Raw genomic sequence first — 23,060 nt, 5'->3', positions numbered from 1 at the left:
CATTTGAAATGGAAGAAAACGGAATATGGACTTGCCCTAATGGTCTATGGCCATTTCCGGGAAGCGTCCGCTTCAGCTTGCCCGTTTCGCTTGATATTCTTGAATGACCGACCGGACAATGTGAAGGGAGTCCCACTCCTTCGCCGAAAAAAAGACGATCGGATATTTTTTCGGGAAAAGCGTTTCTTGAATTTGTTTCGGCGGCATGCCTTTTTCGTATAAATCGATGATGTTGCCTTGAAGTTCAAGCAAGTAATCGAGTTTTCGCTGCAAGGCCTCGCGCCCGTTTGGGAGATAGCCGGCATGGGCGCAGAAGACGTCGCCGAAATCGTATGTCAACGTGCGTTGCAAGGAGGCGATGATCGCCGGGATGTTTTCCTCGCGCAAGATGACTTTCGTTTTCTCCTGACAGTACAAGTCGCCGCTGAACAATTGCCCCGTTTCGCGGTTCAAAAACGCCACATGATCGATGGAATGACCTGGCGTCGGGATGACGTCCCACGTTGCGCTTCGCGAGGAAAACGTCGTGCCGATCGGCTTGGCGGTGAATGGATCGCGCTTGCCCCAAAACACTTTTCGGTATAGCGGATAGTCCGCCTTTTGCTGGCAATAATGGATCATCAGTTCGTGCATGTAGATGGGCAGGCCCATCTTTCGCTGCAAAAATGCCGCGCAGCCGGTATGGTCTTCGTGATAGTGGGTGATGACGACTTGATCGATGTCTTGGTGTTGAAAAAACGAGGTGAATTCGTGCTCCATTGATTTGGCGCCGGTGTCAATCAGCACCCCATCGATGACAAAGCAGCGGACGGTGAGGCGGACGCCTTGAAACGTCGCCGTTCCTTTGGCGATATGCACGTTTTGAACCACTTCCGTTTCAAACCGTTTTTTGATCACTTTCTCGATCAGCATGGCGAACGGGCCTCCTTATTGGTGTGAGGATGTTGTTACCATTATACCACAACAGAATGAATGTTCATTCATTTGTTATTGGCGTTTCACACCCATCATGTGCTTGATGGGATGGAGAAAAGCGATGCTACAGTTAAGCTTACTTCAATCAAGCGTCTGTGAATATCCCCTCTTTTGGGGGATTGAACGTTTGATCAAAAGGAACGATTCGGAAATATGCAGGGGATGGTTTTGCGCAACTTGTATGATAAAATGATAGAAGATCGTATCGGAATGCGGATGCAATGGATGGACATTTGCGCCGACGCCTCCAATGGAGGACCGTCCATATTTCCGAAAGGTGAGAAGGGGATGTTCATGAAAACCGTTATTCACGCTTTCGTCATTTCGATCATCGTTCATGTCGTGTATTTGGCATCAACCATCGGCATAGGGTATTGGAAAACGAAGCTTTACAAGCCCGATGTGGAGAATGCTTGGGAGAAAGCGGCCATGCTGCAAAATGAAGTGGTGTTTGGCCACACGGGGTCGCCGATTTTGTATTTGGTGTCGTTTGTTGGAGTGGCAACGGTCGTCGCTTTGGTAATGCACGTGTACCAAATGGTTCGCGGCTGACAAAAAGGAAAAGGAAAAAGCCGGTCCCGAAGGGGAACGAAACGTGTTGGGGCGGCTTTTCCGATTTTAGACGTTAATAGCCGTCCATCCGGCATCAGCTACAATGACCGTGCCAATGACGAGGATTTCACTACTCTATGGGAATAACGAAGAAAAAGGAGAACAAGGGGATGGCCGTTCTCCTTTTTCATGACGCAGATAGTGGAGATCAGTATTCATCTCTGTGAACATTATGGAGCAGGATCATATCCCACCACCGTCCATATTCCCGTCGCGTCTTGCCGGATCAGCCGTTTCAAATATACTCGCTTGATTGGAGTGTTGTGGGCGTCCACTTCTACGATGGCCTCCTTCCCGTTGTTTTGGATAATGCGCAAGTCTTCATAGTGAATCGGGTAATCTCCAGTAATGCCTCCAGGGGACATTTGCAGGCTGACAAATACTTGAGCCACAAACAAAGGATCCAATTTCCAAGGCGAACTTCCAGCATCGACGTTTTTTTGATCATTTTTCTCCCGTTCCAAGTCAACAGGAACTTCCACCTTCGGCTTGAATGGGAATGGATCTTTATGTGTCGGCATTTCAAAGGCTCCGTTTGTCAGCTCTTTGGTGAATGCGATCAAGTCCCCCAAAGAGGCATGGCCGATAACGGCGTATTCAAACCCGTTTTGCCGCCAGCGAATCGAATGGAGGTCCGTCAGGCCGGCATATGGTCCTCCTGCTCCGAGCACGCCTGATTCTTCCACAACCGGCGACTGAATTTCAGCAGTTTGGTGATGGATTTTCCCGACCATCGCGGTTGGGGCAAGTTTCCATTTGCCGATGGCTTTTCCTTGGGTGATGACAATCTCTTTGTCCAGTGCCCGGTAATAGAGTTTGACCAGTTTTTTGTCCGGTATGATCGCGATGCGGTCTTGGACATATCCAGGTGGGATTTGGCTGACCGTATCAGGCAGAAATCCGACGGACTCCTTTGCTTCATCGATGCTGGTGACGATTTGTTCCGGGTTTTGGCTGACTTCTTGAAACCCTTTTGGCACATGGTAAGCGAGCAGTTTTTCAGGGATCACGTCATTCCATTCAATTTTTGTGTACGTAAGTTTATATTGGATCCCATGATGCATCGCATATTGTTTTTGCAACGGAAGATGTGTTTCTTTATCAATCCATATCCGATAAGGCTCCCCTCCTTGTGGGGTGACTTCGACAATCCAAGATGGACGGTTGCCTGTCTTCTCTTCCCCGATGATGTTCGTTGATATGGCCTGTTTGATCCCTTTGATTTCGGTTCCGAGTTCAAAGGCAAAACGATACGGATCAGGAAAGGCGGGAAATCGATGAACTTGTTTTTCGGAAGGCCGGATCTGCCATTTCGTTCGCCCGTTATTGACGGTAATCAGCCCTTTGTTTGTACCTTCCAGTTCCCGTATATAATAGCGTCCGTGTTTGTCGGCCCAAATTTCCAATTTGGCTTGCGTGGTCGTCTTGCCTTGGGCGTTCGTTTCGACAATTTCCAAAAATCCATGGTAGGCGGTGACGTCTTGAAAGGCTTTTTCCATCGCCTTGACAATGTTGGGCTGATCAAAAAGTGAAACGATATGCATCAGCAACGATAGAGCCAACACAGCAGCGATGCCGACGATGCTGGCCATCCAGGCCCGTTTTTTCTTTTTCTGTTTTGTTTGCACTAGTTGATCGGTGACCGCACGGACCAGTTTGGCTGGAAAATCCCGTTCCGGCATGGCAGGCTCCCTGAGGCTGCGGACGAGCCTGACTGTATGAAACAGCTTTTGCAATTCGGGATCTGCCCCTAAATGTTCATGGTCTTTTGGTTTTTTCTCGGCGTTCAATTGATCGATATAATCGGATAATCGGCGTTCGTTGTCATGCATCGATGGACTCCTCCTTTGGATAACGGTTTTCTATGCATGTCGCTATGCCGATCTTCAAGGTGAAACAAGGACGAAGGCTGTGATCATTTCGATCATGGTGCATATCCGCGTTGTTTTGCCCATACACTGAAAGAAGAGGGGAAACAGGGAGGGAAGAGCGTGCAATTTTACTACGGTCCACATATGCCGCTGCGTATTTTGGATGAAATTGAATTTTGGAAGCATCAAGAAGCGGAACATACGATCGTCATTCGCGAGCTTGCGTCTGGATTGGAAGAGCCGTATGTGGAAGCGTTGAAAAAATGGGAGGAGGCGCTTTCGGCTGCGCATCAGCACGCGGTCCGTTATATTGAATCGGTGGTTCGGGCCGGCCATTATGTTCCTGAACAACTGCATCAACAAGTGCTCCATTTTGTGTCGTACTGCCTAGAGCAGAGCCTTCAGTTCATCGAATTATGCCGGCAAATCAAAACCCGCAGCAAAGCTGTCAGCCAAAACCCGACCGCCAAGGTGGTGCTCGATCACATCATTCGCGAATCGGAGTATTTTGTCGGCATCGCGCAGTTGTTGCTGTACGGTACTCATTCGGCATTGGCTGCACTGCGGACAGATTCATCGGCGACGTCATAGAGGCAATGTAGTATAATGGAATGGGGTACTTCCAATCTATTATGAGCCACGAGGGGGACATAGCTGTGATTGTCACGACCACCAATACCATTGAAGGAAAACAAATTGAAGAGTATTTGGGCATCGTAGCGGGAGAAGTCATTTTGGGCGCCAATGTCGTCCGCGATTTTCTCGCCAGCATCACTGACATCATCGGCGGGCGGAGCGGAACGTATGAAAGCAAGCTGGCCGAAGGGCGGGAGATGGCGATCAAGGAGATGGTCAATAAGGCGAAGCATCTTGGCGCTAACGCCGTCATCGGGGTGGATCTTGATTTTGAAACGCTGCGCGATGGCATGATGATGTGCATTGCGACAGGGACGGCGGTGCGGGTGAGATCGTAAGAACAAAAGCAGAGGGTGCTCCGCCCTTTGCTTTTTTCTTTGCTCGTGCATGACGGATGTTCATGGAGCTGGGCAGCTTGAAAGAGGATTGACAGAGGAAAAAAGAGGGTTATGATTCACATATATGAACAAATGCTCATATGTTAAAATGAGAGGGAACGATGATGAAGGCAGAAGATCATTTGTTTTTAGATGAAAGCGTCGTGGAGGAAGTGTCGAAAATCTTTAAAGCGTTGGCGGATCCGACGCGGATGAAGATGTTGTATTTGTTGTCGCAGGAAGAATGCCATGTCGGCCATATTGCGGAAGTGCTCGGCATGTCGCAGTCGGCCGTTTCCCATCAACTGGCGCTGCTTCGGGCGCTGCGGCTTGTCAAATATCGCCGTGAAGGGAAATCACTGGTGTATTCGTGCGATGACGATCATGTCATTTCGCTGCTGAGGCAGGCGATTGATCACGCTCAACATCCATAAAAGGGAGAGAAGAACGATGCATCATCATGAACACGGCCATTGCGGCCACCATCACGGGCATCATCATGGCTTGGGCAGAGAGGGGAGCCAAAAAGGGTTGGCGGCCGCTCTTGTCATTACCGTTGGGATTATGGTTCTGGAGTTTGTCGGCGGGCTTGTGACGAACAGCCTTGCTCTTCTTTCGGATTCGGGGCATATGCTGAGCGATGCCATTTCGCTTCTGTTAAGCCTGGCGGCGGTTTGGCTGGCGGCGAAGCCCGCGTCGCCGAAGAGAACGTATGGATTTTACCGGTTCGAGATTTTAGCGGCGCTAGTAAACGGGGTCACGTTGGTGGTGATTGCCGCTTGGATTATTTGGGAAGCCGTTGGGCGATTGGTGAATCCCGCTGCTGTCGCGAGCGGGCCGATGATGGCCATTGCTGTCATAGGGTTGCTGGCTAATTTGGCAAGCGCTTGGGTGTTAATGCGCAAAGGGGATGTCAAAGAGAACGTCAATGTCCGCAGCGCCTATCTTCATGTGCTTGGCGATGCGTTAGGCTCGGTCGGGGCGATCGCGGCGGGGCTTGTCATCTGGCTGTTCGATTGGTACGCGGCTGATCCGCTCATTTCCATTGCGGTGTCGGTGCTGATTTTAAAAGGGGCGTTGGCCGTGGTGAAACAGACGGTGCATATTTTAATGGAAGGAACGCCGGCGGCGATTGACCATGGGGAAGTAAAAGCGGCGCTCTCCGGCATTGATGGCGTGATCGATGTGCACGATTTGCATATTTGGACGATCACCTCGGGGCTTGATTCGTTAAGCTGCCATTTGCTCATTGAGGAAGGTTGCGATGGGCAGGCGGTTTTGCAGCGGGCGATTGATTTGATCGAGACGCGCTTTCACATTCGCCATGCGACGATTCAAATCGAAATGCCGCATATTCGCCATGGGGAGATGGAAGTATAGGGGAGGGCTGCCAAGCTTCTCCCCGTGTTTTTTAGGATCTCCAATTGTGTTGCAACGTTTCAAGGAAGATACGTACATTTTGCTTGTTTTCCATAATCGGTGCACAAATATAGGAAAACATTCGGTAAAACGGTGGATGGTTCAAGTGAACGATGGACAGATGGCCGTGCTCGATGTCGCGGGCGACGACGCTGCGCGACAGCAAGGACAGGGCGTTGCCGTTGATCAGCGTTTCTTTAATGCCTTGGTTGCTGCTGATGATCATGAGCGATTGGATTTTCAGCCCGTTCGAGCGGATGAAATGGTTGAAATATTCCCTTGTTCCCGACCCGACTTCGCGCGCCACCCACGCCTCGTTTTGCAGCTCGCCGATCGTGACTTCGCCTTTTTGCGCTAGCTCGTGCCGCTTGGAGGCGACGATGACGAGCTCGTCTTGCATAAACGGGTGGACGGACAATTCTTTTTCGTTCGTTTGCCCTTCGATCAAGCCGATGTCGACTTGATACGATTTGACGAGTTCGACAATTTCTTTCGTGTTGCCGATCATCACCTCAAGCTCCAATTCTGGATAGCGCTTTTGGAAATCGGGCAAAAGCGGGGGCAAAATATACTCTCCAATCGTAAAGCTGGCGCCGATGGTCAATTTGCCTTTCACTGAGTGATGGTGCTCCAAAATGTCTTGCTTCGTTTGTTCATAGAGCGCCATCATTTGTTTGGCGCGATCGTACAAAAGTTCACCTGTCGGCGTCATGCGCAGCCGCTTCGGGGAGCGGATGAACAGTTTCGTCTGGAACTCCTTCTCTAAATTTTTAATGTGCAAGCTGACACTTGGCTGGGATAAATGGAGAATTTCCGCCGTCTTTGTGAAATTTTTCACTTCTGCTAACGTAATGAACGTCTTCAACTCGTCGTAATACATTGGCCAACCCCTCGCATGCAGCCTGACTGTTTTGTTGCGGATCATTATTAGTGATGTTAATAGTTTTAATAATTTATATTTATTTTACTAATGTTTTGTTTTGCGGTAAAGTGTAAATATGATATTTTGGATAAAGTATACTTTGTTTATAGGGATTAATGGAATTTGGCGTCCGCCCATGATGGCGGGTTAAGCAACGCCAATCGATTCCATCTTATTTTTATATTGTGAGGTGGACACCGTTGCAGCTGCAAGTAACCAACAGTCCGTTTACCCAGGAGCAGATTGAGCTCTTGAATCGTTTGTTGCCGACGTTGACGCCGTCGCAAAAGCTTTGGCTGAGCGGGTATTTGGCTGCTGCCGAGGCGGCGGTTGCCGTTTTGGATGCCGAAGCGCCCGCACTGCTTGTCGGGGGCGGGAAACCGGTTTCGAAAGAAGTGACCGTTCTGTACGGTTCGCAGACCGGCAATGCGCAAAAACTGGCCGAAAAAGCAGGCAAGGCGCTTAAGGAGCGCGGATTCGAGGCGAAAGTGTCGTCCATGCTTGACTTTAAGCCGAATGAATTGAAGAAAGTCGAGACGCTGCTCATCGTCGTGAGCACGCATGGGGAAGGCGATCCGCCAGACAACGCGGTGTCGTTTTACGAGTTTCTCCACAGCAAACGGGCGCCGAAGCTGAATCATTTACGCTTTTCCGTCTTGGCGCTTGGCGATACGTCGTATGAACATTTTTGCCAGACGGGGAAAGATTTTGACAAGCGGCTCGAGGAGCTCGGGGGAGAGCGGTTTTATCCGCGCGTCGACTGTGACGTCGACTACGAGGAAGCGGCGGCGAAATGGCTTGACGGCGTGCTTGCCGAGCTGAGCAAAGGGGCCAATGCCGAGGCCGCGCCAGTGTTGTCGGCCGTTGCGGCCGTGCCGAAAGCCGAACCGTCGGTCGTCTATTCGCGGAAAAACCCGTTTCCGGCTGAGGTGCTGGAAAACATCAACTTAAACGGCCGCGGATCGAACAAAGAAACGCGCCATCTCGAATTGTCTCTTGAAGGATCGGGGTTGAAGTATGAGCCGGGCGATGCGCTTGGCATCTTCCCGAAAAACGATCCGGAGCTTGTCGATCTCATCATTCAAGAAATGAAATGGAACCCGGAAGAAACGGTGACGATCGACAAAGACGGGGAAGTGCGGTCGCTCAAAGAAGCGCTCACGTCCCATTTTGAAATCACCGTGTTGACCAAAGCGCTGTTGCAAAAGCTTGCGCCGCTGTCGAAAAACAGCGAGCTTCAAGCGCTCGTTGCCCCAGGCAATGAGGCGAAGCTGAAAGAATACGCCAAAGGCCGCGACTTATTGGATGCGTTCCGCGACTTCGGCCCATGGGATGCGGCGCCGCAACAAGTCATCTCGATTTTGCGCAAAATGCCGCCGCGCCTGTACTCGATCGTGAGCAGCTTAGCGGCCTATCCAGATGAAGTGCACTTGACGATCGGCGCGGTCCGTTATGAGTCGCACGGCCGCCTGCGCAAAGGGGTGTGCTCGACGTTCTGCGCCGAACGCGTCCAAATCGGCGATACGTTGCCGGTCTTTGTGCAGCCGAACCCGAATTTTAAGCTGCCAAAAGACCCATCGACGCCAATCATTATGATCGGTCCAGGCACTGGGGTCGCGCCGTTCCGCGCTTTTATGCAAGAGCGTGAGGCGACAGGAGCCAACGGAAAATCGTGGCTCTTTTTCGGCGACCAACATTTTATGACCGACTTCCTGTATCAAACGGAATGGCTCGCCTGGCTGAAAAGCGGTGTGCTGACCAAAATGGATGTCGCCTTCTCGCGCGATACGGAGCGAAAAATATACGTTCAACACCGGATGCTCGAGCGAAGCAAAGAGCTGTTCGGCTGGCTCGAGGATGGCGCTGTCGTCTACGTATGCGGCGACAAACAACACATGGCGCGCGACGTTCATCAGACGTTGATCGAGATTATCGAAAAAGAGGGCGGCATGAGCCGCGAACAGGCGGAAGCGTATTTGACGGAAATGCAAAAGCAAAAACGGTACCAACGCGACGTCTATTAATCTCTAAAGAAGGAGTGGAATCGGAAATGGCGAAAGTCGTGTTAAAAGCGCCGGACGGACCGCCAAGCGATGTGGAGCGCATCAAGCAGGAAAGCCGTTACTTGCGCGGCACGCTTGCCGAAACGATGGAAGACCCGCTCAGCGCAGGAATTCCAGATGATGACAACCGGCTGATGAAGTTTCACGGCAGCTACTTGCAAGACGACCGCGACGTGCGCACCGAACGGCAAAAACAAAAGCTTGAACCGGCCTATCAATTTATGATCCGCGTGCGCACGCCGGGCGGGGTGGCGACGCCGGAGCAGTGGCTTGTCATGGATGAGCTCGCCCGCAAGTATGCGAACGGCACGTTGAAGCTGACGACGCGCCAAGCGTTCCAATTGCACGGCGTCTTAAAATGGAACATGAAAAAAACGATGCAAGCCATTAACAACGCGCTGATGACGACGCTTGCGGCCTGCGGCGACGTCAACCGAAACGTCATGTGCAACCCGAACCCGTACCAATCGGAAGTGCATGCGGAAGTATATGAGTGGGCAAAGCTGATCAGCGACCATTTGTTGCCGCGGACGCGGGCGTACTACGAAATTTGGCTGGACGACGAGAAAGTGGCGGGCACGCCGGCGGTTGACGGCGAAGAAGAGCCGATTTACGGACCGACGTATTTGCCGCGGAAGTTTAAAATCGGCATCGCCGTCCCGCCGTCGAACGACGTCGATGTGTTCTCGCAAGACATCGGGTTCATCGCCATTGTCGAAGACGGCAAGCTTGCCGGGTTTAATGTCGCCATCGGCGGCGGCATGGGGATGACCCATGGGGACAAAACGACGTATCCGCAGCTTGCCAAGGTGATCGGCTTCTGCCGGCCGGATCAAGTGGTCGAGGTGGCGGAGAAAATTATGACCGTTCAGCGCGACTACGGCAACCGCTCATCGCGCAAACACGCTCGCTTTAAATACACGATCGACCGCCTTGGCCTTGAAACGGTGAAAGAAGAAATTGAGCGCCGCCTTGGCTGGAAGCTCGGCGAAGCGCGCCCGTACCATTTCGAGCATAGCGGCGACCGCTATGGCTGGGTCGAAGGCGTCAATGGGACATGGCACTTCACACTCTTTGTCGAAGGCGGACGCGTCAAAGACTACGACGATTACAAGCTGATGACCGGCCTGCGCGAAATCGCGAAAGTCCATACGGGCGATTTCCGGCTGACGCCAAACCAAAACTTGGTCATCGCTAACGTCACGAGCGAGAAAAAGCCGGAAATCGAGGCACTCATCGCCGAATACGGCTTGACCGACGGCCGCCGGTACACCGCCTTGCGCCGCAACGCGCTCGCCTGTGTCGCCTTGCCGACGTGCGGCTTGGCGATGGCGGAAGCGGAGCGCTACTTGCCGAAACTGCTCGATAAAATCGAGGAAATTATCGATGAAAACGGTTTGCGTGACGAAGAAATCACGATCCGCATGACGGGCTGTCCGAACGGCTGCGCCCGCCACGTGCTCGCAGAAATCGCCTTCGTCGGCAAAGCGGTCGGAAAATACAACATGTACCTCGGTGCTGCGTTCAACGGCACGCGCCTTGGCAAACTGTACCGCGAAAACATCGGCGAAGAAGAAATTTTGCGCGAACTGCGCGTTCTCCTATCCCGCTATGCGAAAGAGCGTCTTGACGGTGAACATTTCGGCGACTTCGTCATCCGCGCCGGCATCGTCAAAGAAGTGACGGATGGGACGAATTTCCATGATTAAAGTGGTCAGGGTGAAATGGAAACCAGCCTCTCCTTGTTTAGGGGAGGTTGGTTTTTTGTTGCTTTCATGCAATGGCTTCGGTGTTTTGTTCATTGTAGCCGCATTCAATCTATATGAGGTTGTAATAAAGGATTTCCGATCTCCATGTCCTATCTTTATCACCTGAAAAGCTGGCACGGTGACAAAAAGAGCGAACAATGCCATGTAAAAAAATTGCAACTTATATAATTCACAAAATATTTCAACTATATTATAGTAGTGTTATGAACTTGTATTTTTCAGATCATGACCAAGGGCAAACATTTTTTCCGAGATCGTATGCAGCGATCACGTGAATGGAAAGGGGGAGAAGATATTATGAAGATGGGAACAGAAAAACAAACATACTTGAACTACATCAACGGAGAATGGGTCCCTTCTTCATCCGGGAAAACGGAAGCCAGCCTCAATCCAGCCGACATCGATGACATCGTCGGCTATGTCCAAGAGTCCGGTGCGGAAGATGTGAACGCCGCGGTGGAGGCGGCGCGAAGGGCGCAGGCGGCATGGCGGAAGCTGTCCGGCCCGAAACGCGGAGAGTATTTGTTCCGCGCGGCTGACGTTCTTGAGAAACGGCTTGACGAGATCGCCGAAACGATGACAAGAGAAATGGGAAAAACGCTCCCGGAAGCAAAAGGGGAAGTGCAGCGGGGAGTCAATATTTTGCGCTACTATGCTGGGGAGGGGATGCGGTCCATCGGCGAGGTCATTCCATCCATGGACAGCGAAGCGTTGATGTTTACCACGCGCGTGCCTCTTGGCGTGGTTGGGGTCATCACGCCGTGGAACTTTCCAGTCGCGATTCCGATTTGGAAAATCGCACCTGCCATCGTCTATGGAAACACGGTGGTGTTTAAGCCGGCGCAGGAAACAGCTGTCACCGCCGCGAAAATCGTGGAGTGCTTTGATCAAGCGGGGCTGCCGGCCGGTGTGGTGAATTTGGTGACAGGCAAAGGATCGATCATCGGCAATGCGATCGCCGAACATCCCCACATTCACGGCATCACCTTCACCGGCTCCAATGAAGTCGGCAAAACGATCGCCCAAAAAGCGGTGGCCCGAGGGGCGAAATACCAGCTGGAAATGGGCGGAAAGAATCCGGTGATCGTGCTCGAGGACGCTGATCTTGATCGCGCCGTCGAGGCAACAATCAGCGGCGGGCTGCGTTCCACGGGACAAAAATGCACGGCGACAAGCCGTGTGTTCGTCCAGCGCACCGTCTATGATCAATTTAAGGAAAAATTGTTGGCAAAAGTGAAGCAGCTGAACATCGGCAATGGACTCGAGGACGGCGTTTGGATGGGGCCGTGCGCCAGCCAAAAGCAGCTCGAGACGGTCCTTTCTTATATCCAAAAAGGAATCGAAGAAGGGGCGACGCTCGTTTACGGGGGGCAACGTTTGACCGATGGGGAACGGGCAAAAGGGTTTTATGTGCAGCCGACCATCTTTGAAAACGTGTCGCCCGACATGACGATCGCCCGCGAAGAAATTTTTGGCCCCGTGCTCGCGTTGATCCAAGTCGATACGTTCGAGGAAGCGATCACGCTGGCCAATGACACGCCATTTGGATTGAGCGCCTCGATTTTTACGCAAAATATCGGCAAGATGCTTGCATTCATCCAAGACATCGAAGCCGGGCTCGTCCGGATTAATGAAGAAAGCGCCGGCGTCGAACTGCAAGCGCCGTTTGGCGGGATGAAGCAGTCCAGCTCCCACTCGCGGGAACAAGGGCGCGCGGCCATCGAGTTTTTCACGGCGATGAAAACGGTGTTGGTCAAAGGATAAGAAATGGAGCAAAGTGCGCTGCCGTTTAGGCAGGGCGCTTTTTTTAGCGTCAAGCCATTGGCGAAGGCGATTGTCGGCGAGCAAACGGTTTGCTTACAATAGAAGAAAGAGCATGTGCAGGGAGGGAGAGCGGCATGAGCCAATCAGGCGAGCAACGCCGGTATACGCTCGGCGAGTTCTTTTCTTTAGCTGGAGACGAGCGGATGGAGCTGTACGAAGGAACGATTGTGTTGATGTCCCCAGCTCCTTATGAACATGAAGGTGTAGTGGCCAATTTGATTGCCGAGTTTCGCATGGCGTTAAAAGGAAGTCCTTGTCTTGTGTTCGGAAGCAACCTCCAAGTCGTCCTTTTGTTTGAAGATGAACAAAAAGGAACGAAAAATGTAACGGTGCTGCCCGACCTATCCATTATTTGCGATCGAACGAAACTGCGCCAAGGTCGGTGTTACGGCGCTCCCGACCTGGTGGTGGAAGTGTTGTCGCCAAGCACGGCCCGCAACGATCGGCTGCTTAAGCGTCATTATTATGAGAAAGCAGGAGTCCGCGAGTACTGGCTTGTCGATTATCAGCACCAGGTGATGGAAAAATACGTTTGGCAATCGGGAGCGTTTCAGCTAGAAGACGTGTACGATGCAGCCAACGGGGCGGCTGCATCGACCACGTTTCCCGAGGTGCGCTTTTCCGTGAAGGAGATTTTTGCGTTTTTGACGTCGTGAAGAGCGGTGAAGCTGCATACAAAATAACAACAAACACGTTTCGCTCCAGAAGTCTGCTGTTGCTTGGCTGATAGAAACGCTTAGAAATCAAAGACAAAGGGGAGAAATAGCTTTTTTCTTTGTGGAAGGGGGAATGAAAGTGGTGAGTCGTTTCGACAAGCTCGTCAAAGATGCTGATGGACAAGCGCAATGGCTGTTCGCCATTCTTCAGTCCGTCCATGACGGCGTACTAGTGATCGATGACTGTGAGGTTGTGCGCCTTGTCAATCCGGAGTATACACGCATAACAGGTGTGAAGGAAAACGAGATTATAGGTAAACGGCTGCGCGATGTGCGGCCTAACGCCCTTCTCCCAGAAACGTTGAAGGACGGGAAAGTGAGAACCGGGGTGTACCGCAAGGAAGGTTCCAATGAGTATGTCGTTGATATGGCACCGATTGTTGTCCATGGCCAAGTGATTGGAGCGGTATCAGTTTGCAAAGGGCTGACGGAAGTGCACAAATTGACGCAGGAGCTGAAGCGAAACAAAGAAAGATTGAATGAATTGAAAAGGACCGTCTATTCGATTTATCGGGCTACTTATACGTTTGCGCATATCATCGGCCATAATGACAAGATCAAGGAAATGATCCGTATCGCGAAACGGGCGGCAGAGTCGGACTTGCCAGTGTTAATTATGGGGGAAAGTGGAACCGGCAAGGAACTGTTTGCTCAGGCGATTCACCAGGAGGGTCCGCGTGCTGAACATCCATTTGTTCCTGTAAATTGTGCGGCCATTCCTGCCGCTTTGCTGGAAAGCGAATTGTTCGGCTATGTGGAGGGATCGTTTACACATGCGAAAAAAGGAGGGAAAATCGGGCTGTTTGAACTGGCGGACGGGGGAACGATTTTTTTGGACGAAATCGGGGATCTTCCGTATGATTTGCAAGCAAAGCTATTGCGTGTGCTGCAAGAAAAGACAATTCGCAAAGTTGGAGATACACACGAAAGGAGGATTGACGTGCGCATCATTGCCGCAACAAATAAGGATTTGCGCCAGCTTGTAGCAAAGCAGTATTTTCGGGAAGACCTGTTTTATCGCCTTCATGTAATTACGCTTCATCTCCCCCCGCTCCGTGAGCGGAAGGAAGATATCCCTCTTTTGGCTCATTCTATAATACAAGCCTCAGGTGGTGGGGGACAGCGTCCTGTTTGCTCAATCAGCCAGGCTGCAATGGCTTTGTTGCAATCATACGATTGGCCTGGAAATATAAGAGAATTAAAAAACGTGATTGATTATGCCATTTGCATGACTGATGGAATGGAAATTGATCTGCATCATCTTCCCCCATCGATCATGAAAGACCCGGAGGTTTTCCGTTCCTCTACATCGATCCAACCGTTACGAAAGATGCTTGAAGAAACAGAAAAGCGTTTGATTGTCGAAGCGCTTCGTCAGTTTGGCACCGATGTACAAGGGAAGAAACAAGCGGCTAAAGAGCTTGGCGTGTCACTCGCCACGTTGTATAACAAATTGAAAAAGTTAGGGATTTCTGAGGATTTGCCTTCTTCTGCTCCTAACGGATGATAAATATTAGAGGGGAGCTGTGGTGAAGCAAATATTCTTGATTTGTAAGCGCTATCCACTAAACCTTGCCTGTTAAGGTTTTTCTTTTTTGGCAATCAATCGCTCATTGTCTTTTTTAATTTCCTAGAAACGATTCTAGTTTTTTAGAAATGAGCAGCAACAAGGAGTGCATTCATGTTTTAGCCATTCATTTTCTAAAGAATAAGAAAAGGCGCATCCGCTGTATTGAATGTAAAGCGGATGTTTTTGTTTTTGGCATTGGCACTTATTTTGCAAGAAAATAGAACGAAACAATTTTGAAGGGGGAATGGGATAATGTTGGCGTTATTGGGGTTTTTAACGATTGGTGTTTTTCTGGCTTTAATCATGGCAAGAAAAATCTCGGTATTGATTGCCTTAGTGCTTGTACCGGTGGTTTTTGGGCTGATCGGCGGGTTTGGGACGCAGATGGGAACGATGATGTTGGAAGGAATTCAAAAAGTAGCTCCGACGGGGATTATGATTGCATTCGCCATCCTATATTTCGGGTTGATGATCGACAGCGGCATGTTTGATCCGATTGTTTCGCGCATCCTTCGTTTAGTAAAAGGTGATCCGTTAAAGATTGTCATCGGCACAGCAACGCTAACATTGCTGGTTGCCCTCGACGGCGACGGGGCGACGACTTTTATGATTACCGTTTCGGCGATGCTTCCTCTTTATCGGCGTTTAGGAATGAATCCGCTTACACTATCGGGTGTCGTTTGTTTAGGGGCTGGAGTAATGAACATGATTCCTTGGGGTGGTCCGACGGCTAGAGCTATGGCAACACTGCATGTCGATTCAACCGAGTTGTTTAACCCTGTTCTTCCAGCGATGTTGGCGGGGATTGTTTGGGTGTTGTTTGCTGCTTATTGGCTCGGCAAAAAGGAACGGGAACGAGTGGGAGTCGTCGAACTGGATACGGAACAACTGACACCGTCACTTGACGGGGGAGAGGCGAAACGGCCTAACTTATTTTGGTTTAATGTCATTTTGACGATTGTGTTGCTCGTTTCCTTAATTAAAGGGTGGCTGCCGCTTCCGGTTTTGTTTATGCTTGCGTTTGCGATTGCCTTGCTTGTTAATTATCCGCATGTCAAGGATCAGCAAGAGCGGCTCACGTCTCATGCGAGCAATGTTGTATTGGTGGTGACGATGATTTTCGCAGCCGGCATTTTCACTGGCATTTTAACCGGTACAAAAATGGTTGATGCGATGGCGAAAGCGATGGTTTCGATCATTCCTGACGCGATGGGATCTTATTTGCCGCTTATAGTGGCGGTCACAAGCATGCCGTTAAGTCTTGTCTTTACCCCTGATGCGTATTATTTTGGAGTTTTGCCGATTTTAAGCGAAACGGCGGCTTCATTCGGCATCGATCCCGTCGAAATCGGGCGCGCTGCCATTTTGGGACAGATGACAACTGGTTTTCCGCTCAGCCCGCTGACGGCATCCACCTTTATACTTATCGGCTTGTCAGGTGTCGATCTTGGTGCCCACCAACGATTTATTTTTAAATGGGCGTTCGGAACGACTATTGTGATGACGATTGTCGCTTTAGCTACGGGGGCGATTTCTCTCTGATAATAACAAGGAATGTAACAAGAAAGCAAACGGAGGCGAGAAAATGGTCAGAATAGGAGCTGGAGCAGGATTTTCCGGTGATCGGTTGGAGCCTGCCGCGATTTTAGTAGAGAAGGGACAGTTGGACTATCTTGTTTTGGAATGTTTGGCGGAGCGAACGATTGCTTTGGCGCAAAAACAAAAATGGAAAAACCCTTCCCGCGGGTATGACCCGTTATTAGAAAAAAGAATGGAACTGCTTCTTCCGCTCATTGTGAAGCACCGCGTCCGCCTGATTACGAATATGGGGGCTGCCAATCCAGTAGCGGCAGCGGAGCGCATCGCCGCTATGGCGCGGGAGAAGGGACTAAAAATAAAAGTAGCGGCTGTCATCGGGGATGATGTAATGGAAAAGATTGATAAACAAATGTTGGCAATTGAGTCAGGGAAACCGATCGATAGCTACGGAACGATATTATCCGCGAATGCTTACCTTGGTGCTGATGCGCTCCTGCCTGCGCTGCAGTCGGGGGCAGACGTAATCGTGACAGGCCGTGTAGCGGATCCGTCGTTATTTCTTGCGCCGATGATTTACCATTATGGATGGCCGCTTGATGATACAGAACGTTTAGCTAAGGGAGCGATTGTCGGTCACCTGCTCGAGTGTGCCGGACAAATTACCGGCGGCTATTTTGCGGATCCGGGAAAGAAAGACGTCCCTGGCATGGCTAGACTTGGGTTTCCGTTTGCTGATGTGATGCCTGACGGTACGGCTGTGATCAGCAAGGTAGACGGGACAGGAGGGATCATTTGCCCGATGACTGTCAAAGAGCAACTGTTATATGAAGTGACTGACCCGACAGCCTATATCACCCCTGATGTGGTTGTTGATTTGACAACAGTCCAACTGCGCGAAATCGGTCCGGACCGTGTTGAGATCACCGGAGGAAGTGGCAAAACAAAACCAGATATGTTAAAGGTGAGCATTGGCTATCATGGCGGTTTTGTCGGGGAAGGCGAAATTTCGTATGCGGGGCCGAACGCTTTGCGGCGGGCGCAGCTTGCCGGGGAAATTGTGTATGAGCGGTTAAAAGACTGTTTTGTGAATCTGAAGGTGGACTATATTGGCTTATCATCAGCCCATCGGTCATTTTTAGGACAGGGCGGCGAGCCGTATGAAGTCCGGTTGCGGGTGGCAGGGAAAGCGGATACAAAAGAACAGGCTGAACTGATTGGTGAGGAAGTGGAATCGCTGTACACAAACGGCCCGGCAGGCGGCGGCGGGGCAAGGAAATACGTGCATGAGGTCATTGGCATTATTTCGACATTGATTCCACGCCAAATGGTCAATGTACAAATAACGATCCGGGAGTGACGACGATGAGAGTGAAGTTGTATGATTTGGCCCACTGCCGGGCCGGGGACAAAGGAAATACGTTAATCTTGTCGCTTATTCCTTTTCGGGAAACGGATTATCCTCTGCTGTCCCAAATGGTAACCGCAGAAAAAGTGAAGGAGCATTTGAGCTCGATTGTGAAAGGGGATGTGGTTCGATACGAACTTCCCAACATCGCCTCCTTGCAATTTGTCTGTCAAGATGCGCTTGAAGGCGGCGTCACTACCTCATTGGCCCTTGACCCGCATGGCAAAACGTTAAGCTATGCTTTGCTCGAGATGGAGATTGAGTTGCAGAAAGGAATATAAGTCTAGATACGGGAAGGCTGGACAAAACATGCTGTTGCATACAAATCGGCAGCATTTTCGCGAGAAAAAGCTGAATTATACAAGATGAAAAAGATGTTGGGACCAACAGCATGTTGTACAACATTTTCCAGCCTTCCGATCTTGCTGGTCAACAATGGATGCTGCGCCGAAATTGGCAACCTCGAGAGGTGCAGGAATTTTAGAAGGCTGAACGTATTTCGCCCCTCTTTTGCCCACCATCGTCCTTCTAGAGGAAGGGTGTCTCAAACGAAAGAGAACCTTATTTTTGTCGATAAATGAAGAAAAAATAAGAAAACAGAAAAAAAAATGATGAAAATATTGACAATGATAATTTTTATCAATTAAAATATGGTATGTGAAAATGATAATCCTTCTCTTTTTAGAGGTTTGGGCGGGAACATGGTTTTCAAAAGAATGGAGTGAGATGTGGTGGCCGCATGCGGACAGAATGGCTTGACTTGAAAAGAACAGCGATTGAGGAGATGCCAGCCATCTTGGCGGTGCTGGTTGCTTCTCAACACAAGCAGAATTTATCTTTTTAATTAGGAAAGATAATCAATATCATAATTGCACCTGTAAAGCAATTGAGTCTGGAAGGCTGGTGATTTAGTGAAAAATCGCGGAAAACGGAATCTCTTCTCAAATTGAGAAGTCCTGTAAAATCAACGCTTCTCTTTCAGCTGAAAGCAACGGGTTCGGCGAAATCGGTCGTTTTTCACCAGCCCTCTGGACATGGCATCGTCATTCGACTTGTATGATGGGATAGAATGGAAGACAGGATGAGAAAACATGAAAAAATGGATGGTGCTCCTTGTTGTTTTGGCTGCGGCATCATTGTTTGTCGGTGTGCATGATTTATCGCCTCGCGAGCTGTTTGCCGGCGACCGTGAGGCGTGGGAAGTGTTTTTGATCAGTCGCTTGCCGAGGCTCATCAGCATTCTGATCGCCGGGTCAAGCGTGAGCATTTGCGGCTTGATCATGCAGCAGTTGAGCCAAAACCGATTTGTGTCGCCGACGACGGCGGGAACGATGGATTGGGCGCGGCTTGGCCTGTTGGTGTCCATGATTGCATTCGCTGCCGCAGGGCCGCTTGTGAAGGCGGCTATTGCCGTTGTGTTTGCGTTTGCGGGGACGCTGCTGTTTATGACGGTTTTGGATCGTGTGAAGTACAAAGATTCGATCTTTATTCCGCTCATCGGCTTGATGTTTGGCAATATTGTCGGTTCTGTCACGACGTTTTTGGCTTATAAATATGATTTGATTCAATCGATGTCCGCATGGATGCACGGCGATTTTTCCGTTATGATGCAAGGACGTTATGAAATGCTGTATGTGAGCGTTCCGCTCATGGCAATCGCTTATGTATACGCCAATCGGTTTACGATCGCCGGCATGGGGGAGGAGATGGCGACGAACTTAGGGGTTCGCTACCGTTCGATTGTCTACACCGGTCTCCTCATTGTCGCTGTTGTTTCTGCTGTTGAGGTGTTGACGGTTGGGACGCTGCCGTTTTTAGGGCTGATCGTTCCGAACATTGTCACGATGTATTATGGGGATCATTTGCGCAAAGTATTGCCGTTGACAGCCATATTTGGCGCTTTGTTTGTGCTAATTTGCGATGTATTTGGCCGAGTCGCCATTTATCCATACGAAATTCCGATCGGCTTGACGGTTGGAGTAATCGGAAGCGGTGTCTTTTTATATTTGCTCGTAAGGAGAACGAAGCAGTATGTCTAATCGGATGAAAGTGGTTGTGCTCGTGGTATTGGCGCTCGGATTGATCGTGCTGTTTTTGTTTGCACACTTGCGAGGGGATTTTGACTATGTGTTGCGCTCGCGGAGCGAAAAGATTGTCGCGATGGTGCTTGTCGGTTGGGCGGGGGCGGTTTCGACCGTCTTATTTCAGACAATGACCAATAATCGTATTTTAACTCCAAGCATTATTGGGCTTGATTCCGTTTATATGCTTGTACAAACTGCTGTGGTGTTTTTGTTCGGTTCGACGACGTTGACCATGATGGGCAACACCTTGCACTTTCTCTTGTCTGCTGGGTCGATGATCGGTTTTTCAGTTTTATTGTATTCGTTTTTGTTTCGCCGTGAAGGGCAAAATTTATATTTCATCTTGCTTGTTGGGATGATTCTCGGTACGTTTTTCCAAAGTTTGACGTCTTTCATGCAATATTTGATTGACCCAAATGAATTTTCCATCATTCAAGATCGAATGTTTGCGAGCATCAACAATATAAAAACAGACTTGCTTTGGCCGGCAGGCCTGCTCATTGCGGCTGCGACATTGTATACATACCGTCATCTTCACGAGTTGGACGTGCTGTCGCTCGGCAAAGATCATGCGATCAATTTAGGCGTGGCGTATGAAACGGTCGTCAAACGGCTGCTGATGATTGTGGCGGTGTTGGTGTCGGTTTCGACCGCGCTTGTTGGTCCCATCATGTTTTTCGGATTGATAGTCGCCAATGTGGCGTATGCGTTTTTTCAAACGTATGAACATCGTTATTTGCTTGCAGGAGCGGCGCTGTTCGGCATCATCGCCCTCGTTGGCGGCCAGCTGGTAGTCGAGCGAGTGTTCACCTTTTCGACGACGTTGTCTGTCATTGTCAACATGGTCGGAGGCATCTATTTTCTATACCTTTTGTTAAAGGAGCGAAAAGCATGGTAGAGGTGAAACAAGTATTGAAGCGATACGGTGGGAAGACCGTGATTGACCGTGTATCTTTATCTGTTCCACGCCGCAAGCTCACATCGCTCATTGGCCCGAACGGGGCGGGGAAAAGCACGCTTTTGTCCATGATGAGCCGCTTAATTCCAAAAGATGGCGGAGAAATCTGGATTGAAGGAAAAGAAATTGCTCGTTATCGGACAGAAGAGTTGGCGAAAAAAATTTCCATTTTGAAGCAATCCAACCACATTGCGGCTCGCTTGACGGTACACGAATTGGTGTCGTTCGGCCGCTTTCCGTATTCGCGCGGCCGCTTGACGCGCCAAGATCGCGACTATGTGCGTGAGGCGATCCGCTATATGGAGTTGGAGCCATTGCAAGACCGCTATATGGACGAGTTGAGCGGCGGACAGCGGCAGAGAGCTTATATCGCGATGGTGTTGGCGCAAGATACGGATTATATTTTCTTGGACGAGCCATTGAACAATTTGGATATGAAACACGCCGTGCAAATGATGGAAGTGTTGCGCAAGCTGGTCGATGAGCTTGGCAAAACGATCGTGATGGTGATGCACGATATTAACTTTGCCTCCTGTTACTCCGATTATATGGTCGCGTTAAAAGATGGAGCGGTCGTCTGTGAAGGGGATGTTTCATCGATCATGCGCGATGAAGTGCTTCGCGGCATTTATGATTTGGATGTGCGCGTGCAGACGATTGAAAATCGGCGCATCTGTGTGTATTTTTAGCAATTTTCCATGAGAAAGCGTCCATCTTGACTAGTGAAAAAGCGGGCTGTGGAAGCCTATGGGCCTGCTTGGTGAAGAGCTCCGTCTCGGATTCAAACATGGGACGGGGAGACGCGATCAAAATGAAGAAGATTCCAATTAAGTAAAAAATGGTTGAGCCGGCTTTCATGTTGACATCGGCAAGAAAGGGCGCCCTTTGTCGAGTGAATACGAAAGCCGTCAACATATAATTTGAATTTCCAAAGGGGGGTATAGCCAATGAAACAGCGTTGGCTGATGGTAGTGGTTGCTTTGCTTCTCATTGTACTGGCTGCTTGCGGCAATAAGGAGAATACAAGCAACGGAGCAAGTGGGAAGAATGACGAGAAGAAAACGGAACAAGCCGAGGAAATGACGATCAAGCACCAGCTTGGAGAGGCGAAAGTCAAGAAAAATCCAGAGAAAGTGGTTGTCTTTGATTTTGGAGTGCTGGACACCCTTGATAAACTAGGGGTGAAGGTGACAGCTTTGCCCCAGATGAACGTGCCGAAATACTTGGAGAAATATAAAAGCAGCGACTACCAAAACGTCGGCAGCTTGATGGAGCCGGATTTTGAAAAATTGAGCGAAATCAAGCCGGATGTCATTTTTATTTCCGGTCGTCAAGCAAATTTGTATGACAAGTTGAAAGAGATTGGCCCAACCGTGTATATAGGGATTGACACTCAACATTATTGGGATTCATTTACAAACAATATGAAGCTGATCGGGCAAATGTTTGGCAAAGAAAAAGAAGTAGATGAGGAACTGGCCAATATTGAAAAACAAATCGAAGAAGTGAAGACAAAGGCTGCAGACAAAAAAGCGCTGATCATTTTGACGACCGGTGGGAAAGTGAGTGCGTACGGCAAAGGTTCGCGCTTTGGGCTCATCCATGATGTGCTCGGCGTGCCAGCCGCAGACCCGAATTTGAAAGTGACGAATCCTCATGGACAAAGCGTATCATTTGAGTACATTGCCGAGAAAAACCCGGATTACTTGTTTGTCATTGACCGCGACGCCGTTGTAGAAGGAAAGCCGACAGCGAAGCAAACGATTGAAAATGCGCTTGTGAAAAAGACGAAAGCATATCAAAACGGCCACATTGTCTACTTGGATCCAAATTATTGGTATCTCTCAGGCGGCGGATTGACGTCGGTGTCGGAAATGATCAAACAGGTGGAAGAAGGATTGAAATAAAAGGACAGGCGGGCTTAGGCGGCCCGCCTGCTTTATCGTCATAAAATGACATTCTTAATTTTGTAGATTTCCCGTTCGTGTTCGATGACTTTGTTCGAGAGGAAGGTGATGTCAAGTTTGATGTTGTTCAGCTGTTCATTGAATGATTGGGCATGGGAATCGACTTTTTTCTCTAAGGAGTCGAGTCTTTGGTGGATGGAAGAAACTTCACCGTGAAGTTTGTGCACGTCCATCGCGAGGGCGTCGAGTGCGGCGTCGGTTTCATCCTGGCGGTGAAGCAGGGCAGACATCAGATCATACAGTTCTTTTTGGCCGGCTTTGATATGGGCTTGTTCTTCTTCTAACCGCTTTTGGCCTTCAAGGAGAGCTTGCTGGATCCGCCGGAATTCTTCTTGCTCTTTGCGCATTTCCTG

20 protein-coding genes and 1 pseudogene are annotated in these 23,060 nt (G+C 49.9%); 17 read left to right on the top strand and 4 right to left on the bottom strand.

The window, feature by feature from the left end:
* Nucleotides 1-72: 72 nt before the first annotated feature.
* Nucleotides 73-912 carry an MBL fold metallo-hydrolase gene (locus GZ1_RS04405; protein ID WP_023633976.1) on the bottom strand — a complete coding sequence of 280 codons (840 nt, stop codon included), beginning with the start codon at nucleotides 910-912 and terminating at the stop codon, nucleotides 73-75.
* A 357-nt stretch (nucleotides 913-1,269) separates the two neighbouring features.
* On the opposite strand from GZ1_RS04405, the gene GZ1_RS04400 reads away from it, so the two are divergent.
* Nucleotides 1,270-1,527, top strand: coding sequence for a membrane protein (locus GZ1_RS04400; RefSeq protein ID WP_033005632.1), 258 nt, complete (start codon nucleotides 1,270-1,272; stop codon nucleotides 1,525-1,527).
* 230 nt (nucleotides 1,528-1,757) lie between these two features.
* Here GZ1_RS04400 and GZ1_RS04395 read toward each other — a convergent pair whose 3' ends face one another.
* Nucleotides 1,758-3,419: a LolA-like protein gene (locus GZ1_RS04395; protein WP_060787972.1), complete on the bottom strand. Its 1,662-nt coding sequence runs from the start codon at nucleotides 3,417-3,419 to the stop codon at nucleotides 1,758-1,760.
* A gap of 159 nt (nucleotides 3,420-3,578) precedes the next feature.
* On the opposite strand from GZ1_RS04395, the gene GZ1_RS04390 reads away from it, so the two are divergent.
* The 4 genes from GZ1_RS04390 to GZ1_RS04375 all read left to right on the top strand — a co-directional run bounded on the left by GZ1_RS04390 (nucleotide 3,579) and on the right by GZ1_RS04375 (nucleotide 5,851).
* Nucleotides 3,579-4,049 (top strand): DUF2935 domain-containing protein, encoded by a 471-nt coding sequence (locus GZ1_RS04390; protein ID WP_060787971.1) that lies wholly within the window; start codon nucleotides 3,579-3,581, stop codon nucleotides 4,047-4,049.
* A gap of 65 nt (nucleotides 4,050-4,114) precedes the next feature.
* A complete protein-coding gene (locus tag GZ1_RS04385; RefSeq protein WP_033025186.1) occupies nucleotides 4,115-4,432 on the top strand; it encodes a YbjQ family protein in 318 nt (105 codons plus the stop codon).
* Nucleotides 4,433-4,596: 164 nt separating this feature from the next.
* Nucleotides 4,597-4,905, top strand: a complete 309-nt coding sequence (locus GZ1_RS04380; RefSeq protein ID WP_025951296.1) for an ArsR/SmtB family transcription factor — start codon at nucleotides 4,597-4,599, stop codon at nucleotides 4,903-4,905.
* A gap of 16 nt (nucleotides 4,906-4,921) precedes the next feature.
* Nucleotides 4,922-5,851 carry a cation diffusion facilitator family transporter gene (locus tag GZ1_RS04375; protein ID WP_060787970.1) on the top strand — a complete coding sequence of 310 codons (930 nt, stop codon included), beginning with the start codon at nucleotides 4,922-4,924 and terminating at the stop codon, nucleotides 5,849-5,851.
* Between the two features lie 31 nt (nucleotides 5,852-5,882).
* Here GZ1_RS04375 and GZ1_RS04370 read toward each other — a convergent pair whose 3' ends face one another.
* On the bottom strand, nucleotides 5,883-6,770 hold the full coding sequence (locus GZ1_RS04370) for a LysR family transcriptional regulator (protein ID WP_049625584.1): 888 nt from the start codon (nucleotides 6,768-6,770) through the stop codon (nucleotides 5,883-5,885).
* A 242-nt stretch (nucleotides 6,771-7,012) separates the two neighbouring features.
* On the opposite strand from GZ1_RS04370, the gene GZ1_RS04365 reads away from it, so the two are divergent.
* The 12 genes from GZ1_RS04365 to GZ1_RS04310 all read left to right on the top strand — a co-directional run bounded on the left by GZ1_RS04365 (nucleotide 7,013) and on the right by GZ1_RS04310 (nucleotide 22,647).
* Complete coding sequence (locus GZ1_RS04365) at nucleotides 7,013-8,836, top strand: assimilatory sulfite reductase (NADPH) flavoprotein subunit (RefSeq protein WP_060787969.1); 1,824 nt, start codon at nucleotides 7,013-7,015, stop codon at nucleotides 8,834-8,836.
* A 26-nt stretch (nucleotides 8,837-8,862) separates the two neighbouring features.
* Nucleotides 8,863-10,584 (top strand): assimilatory sulfite reductase (NADPH) hemoprotein subunit, encoded by a 1,722-nt coding sequence (gene cysI / locus GZ1_RS04360; protein WP_060787968.1) that lies wholly within the window; start codon nucleotides 8,863-8,865, stop codon nucleotides 10,582-10,584.
* Between the two features lie 357 nt (nucleotides 10,585-10,941).
* Nucleotides 10,942-12,408, top strand: coding sequence for an alpha-ketoglutaric semialdehyde dehydrogenase GucD (gene gucD, locus GZ1_RS04355; RefSeq protein ID WP_060787967.1), 1,467 nt, complete (start codon nucleotides 10,942-10,944; stop codon nucleotides 12,406-12,408).
* Between the two features lie 134 nt (nucleotides 12,409-12,542).
* Nucleotides 12,543-13,124, top strand: coding sequence for a Uma2 family endonuclease (locus GZ1_RS04350; RefSeq protein WP_060787966.1), 582 nt, complete (start codon nucleotides 12,543-12,545; stop codon nucleotides 13,122-13,124).
* Nucleotides 13,125-13,257: 133 nt separating this feature from the next.
* Nucleotides 13,258-14,691, top strand: coding sequence for a sigma-54 interaction domain-containing protein (locus GZ1_RS04345; protein WP_020278757.1), 1,434 nt, complete (start codon nucleotides 13,258-13,260; stop codon nucleotides 14,689-14,691).
* Nucleotides 14,692-15,006: 315 nt separating this feature from the next.
* On the top strand, nucleotides 15,007-16,296 hold the full coding sequence (locus tag GZ1_RS04340) for a CitMHS family transporter (RefSeq protein WP_015374601.1): 1,290 nt from the start codon (nucleotides 15,007-15,009) through the stop codon (nucleotides 16,294-16,296).
* 43 nt (nucleotides 16,297-16,339) lie between these two features.
* The gene (locus GZ1_RS04335; protein ID WP_015374602.1) at nucleotides 16,340-17,650 is read left to right on the top strand and encodes an acyclic terpene utilization AtuA family protein; all 1,311 of its coding nucleotides are present in this window, start codon (nucleotides 16,340-16,342) and stop codon (nucleotides 17,648-17,650) included.
* Between the two features lie 5 nt (nucleotides 17,651-17,655).
* Nucleotides 17,656-17,979, top strand: a complete 324-nt coding sequence (locus GZ1_RS04330) for an AtuA-related protein (protein ID WP_015374603.1) — start codon at nucleotides 17,656-17,658, stop codon at nucleotides 17,977-17,979.
* Nucleotides 17,980-18,789: 810 nt separating this feature from the next.
* Nucleotides 18,790-19,737: an ABC transporter permease gene (locus tag GZ1_RS04325; RefSeq protein WP_013145615.1), complete on the top strand. Its 948-nt coding sequence runs from the start codon at nucleotides 18,790-18,792 to the stop codon at nucleotides 19,735-19,737.
* Nucleotides 19,730-20,680 carry an iron chelate uptake ABC transporter family permease subunit gene (locus tag GZ1_RS04320; RefSeq protein ID WP_060787965.1) on the top strand — a complete coding sequence of 317 codons (951 nt, stop codon included), beginning with the start codon at nucleotides 19,730-19,732 and terminating at the stop codon, nucleotides 20,678-20,680. The genes GZ1_RS04325 and GZ1_RS04320 overlap by 8 nt, the downstream gene beginning before the upstream one ends.
* On the top strand, nucleotides 20,674-21,429 hold the full coding sequence (locus GZ1_RS04315; protein WP_060787964.1) for an iron ABC transporter ATP-binding protein: 756 nt from the start codon (nucleotides 20,674-20,676) through the stop codon (nucleotides 21,427-21,429). Before GZ1_RS04320 ends, GZ1_RS04315 begins: the two co-directional genes overlap by 7 nt.
* A 258-nt stretch (nucleotides 21,430-21,687) precedes the next feature.
* Nucleotides 21,688-22,647 carry a siderophore ABC transporter substrate-binding protein gene (locus GZ1_RS04310; protein WP_044745224.1) on the top strand — a complete coding sequence of 320 codons (960 nt, stop codon included), beginning with the start codon at nucleotides 21,688-21,690 and terminating at the stop codon, nucleotides 22,645-22,647.
* 38 nt (nucleotides 22,648-22,685) lie between these two features.
* Here GZ1_RS04310 and GZ1_RS19200 read toward each other — a convergent pair.
* Nucleotides 22,686-23,060, bottom strand: a pseudogene (locus GZ1_RS19200) (coiled-coil domain-containing protein); the annotation flags it as partial.

The organism is Geobacillus zalihae NBRC 101842 (genome assembly GCF_001544135.1).
Classification (GTDB): domain Bacteria; phylum Bacillota; class Bacilli; order Bacillales; family Anoxybacillaceae; genus Geobacillus; species Geobacillus zalihae.
Note: the sequence above shows the minus strand (reverse complement) of the source record. Positions and strands in the feature narration are given on the sequence as shown.

What these genes read in the sequence shown, in the direction of transcription:
- GZ1_RS04325 (WP_013145615.1), top strand. Translation starts at nt 18,790, where the DNA reads ATGAAAAAATGGATGGTGCTCCTTGTTGTTTTGGCTGCGGCATCATTG.
- GZ1_RS04370 (WP_049625584.1), bottom strand. Translation starts at nt 6,770, where the DNA reads ATGTATTACGACGAGTTGAAGACGTTCATTACGTTAGCAGAAGTGAAA.
- GZ1_RS04400 (WP_033005632.1), top strand. Translation starts at nt 1,270, where the DNA reads ATGAAAACCGTTATTCACGCTTTCGTCATTTCGATCATCGTTCATGTC.
- GZ1_RS04405 (WP_023633976.1), bottom strand. Translation starts at nt 912, where the DNA reads ATGCTGATCGAGAAAGTGATCAAAAAACGGTTTGAAACGGAAGTGGTT.
- GZ1_RS04330 (WP_015374603.1), top strand. Translation starts at nt 17,656, where the DNA reads ATGAGAGTGAAGTTGTATGATTTGGCCCACTGCCGGGCCGGGGACAAA.
- GZ1_RS04375 (WP_060787970.1), top strand. Translation starts at nt 4,922, where the DNA reads ATGCATCATCATGAACACGGCCATTGCGGCCACCATCACGGGCATCAT.
- GZ1_RS04340 (WP_015374601.1), top strand. Translation starts at nt 15,007, where the DNA reads ATGTTGGCGTTATTGGGGTTTTTAACGATTGGTGTTTTTCTGGCTTTA.
- GZ1_RS04335 (WP_015374602.1), top strand. Translation starts at nt 16,340, where the DNA reads ATGGTCAGAATAGGAGCTGGAGCAGGATTTTCCGGTGATCGGTTGGAG.
- GZ1_RS04395 (WP_060787972.1), bottom strand. Translation starts at nt 3,419, where the DNA reads ATGCATGACAACGAACGCCGATTATCCGATTATATCGATCAATTGAAC.
- GZ1_RS04320 (WP_060787965.1), top strand. Translation starts at nt 19,730, where the DNA reads ATGTCTAATCGGATGAAAGTGGTTGTGCTCGTGGTATTGGCGCTCGGA.
- GZ1_RS04310 (WP_044745224.1), top strand. Translation starts at nt 21,688, where the DNA reads ATGAAACAGCGTTGGCTGATGGTAGTGGTTGCTTTGCTTCTCATTGTA.
- GZ1_RS04380 (WP_025951296.1), top strand. Translation starts at nt 4,597, where the DNA reads ATGAAGGCAGAAGATCATTTGTTTTTAGATGAAAGCGTCGTGGAGGAA.
- gucD (WP_060787967.1), top strand. Translation starts at nt 10,942, where the DNA reads ATGAAGATGGGAACAGAAAAACAAACATACTTGAACTACATCAACGGA.
- GZ1_RS04345 (WP_020278757.1), top strand. Translation starts at nt 13,258, where the DNA reads ATGAAAGTGGTGAGTCGTTTCGACAAGCTCGTCAAAGATGCTGATGGA.
- GZ1_RS04350 (WP_060787966.1), top strand. Translation starts at nt 12,543, where the DNA reads ATGAGCCAATCAGGCGAGCAACGCCGGTATACGCTCGGCGAGTTCTTT.
- GZ1_RS04315 (WP_060787964.1), top strand. Translation starts at nt 20,674, where the DNA reads ATGGTAGAGGTGAAACAAGTATTGAAGCGATACGGTGGGAAGACCGTG.
- cysI (WP_060787968.1), top strand. Translation starts at nt 8,863, where the DNA reads ATGGCGAAAGTCGTGTTAAAAGCGCCGGACGGACCGCCAAGCGATGTG.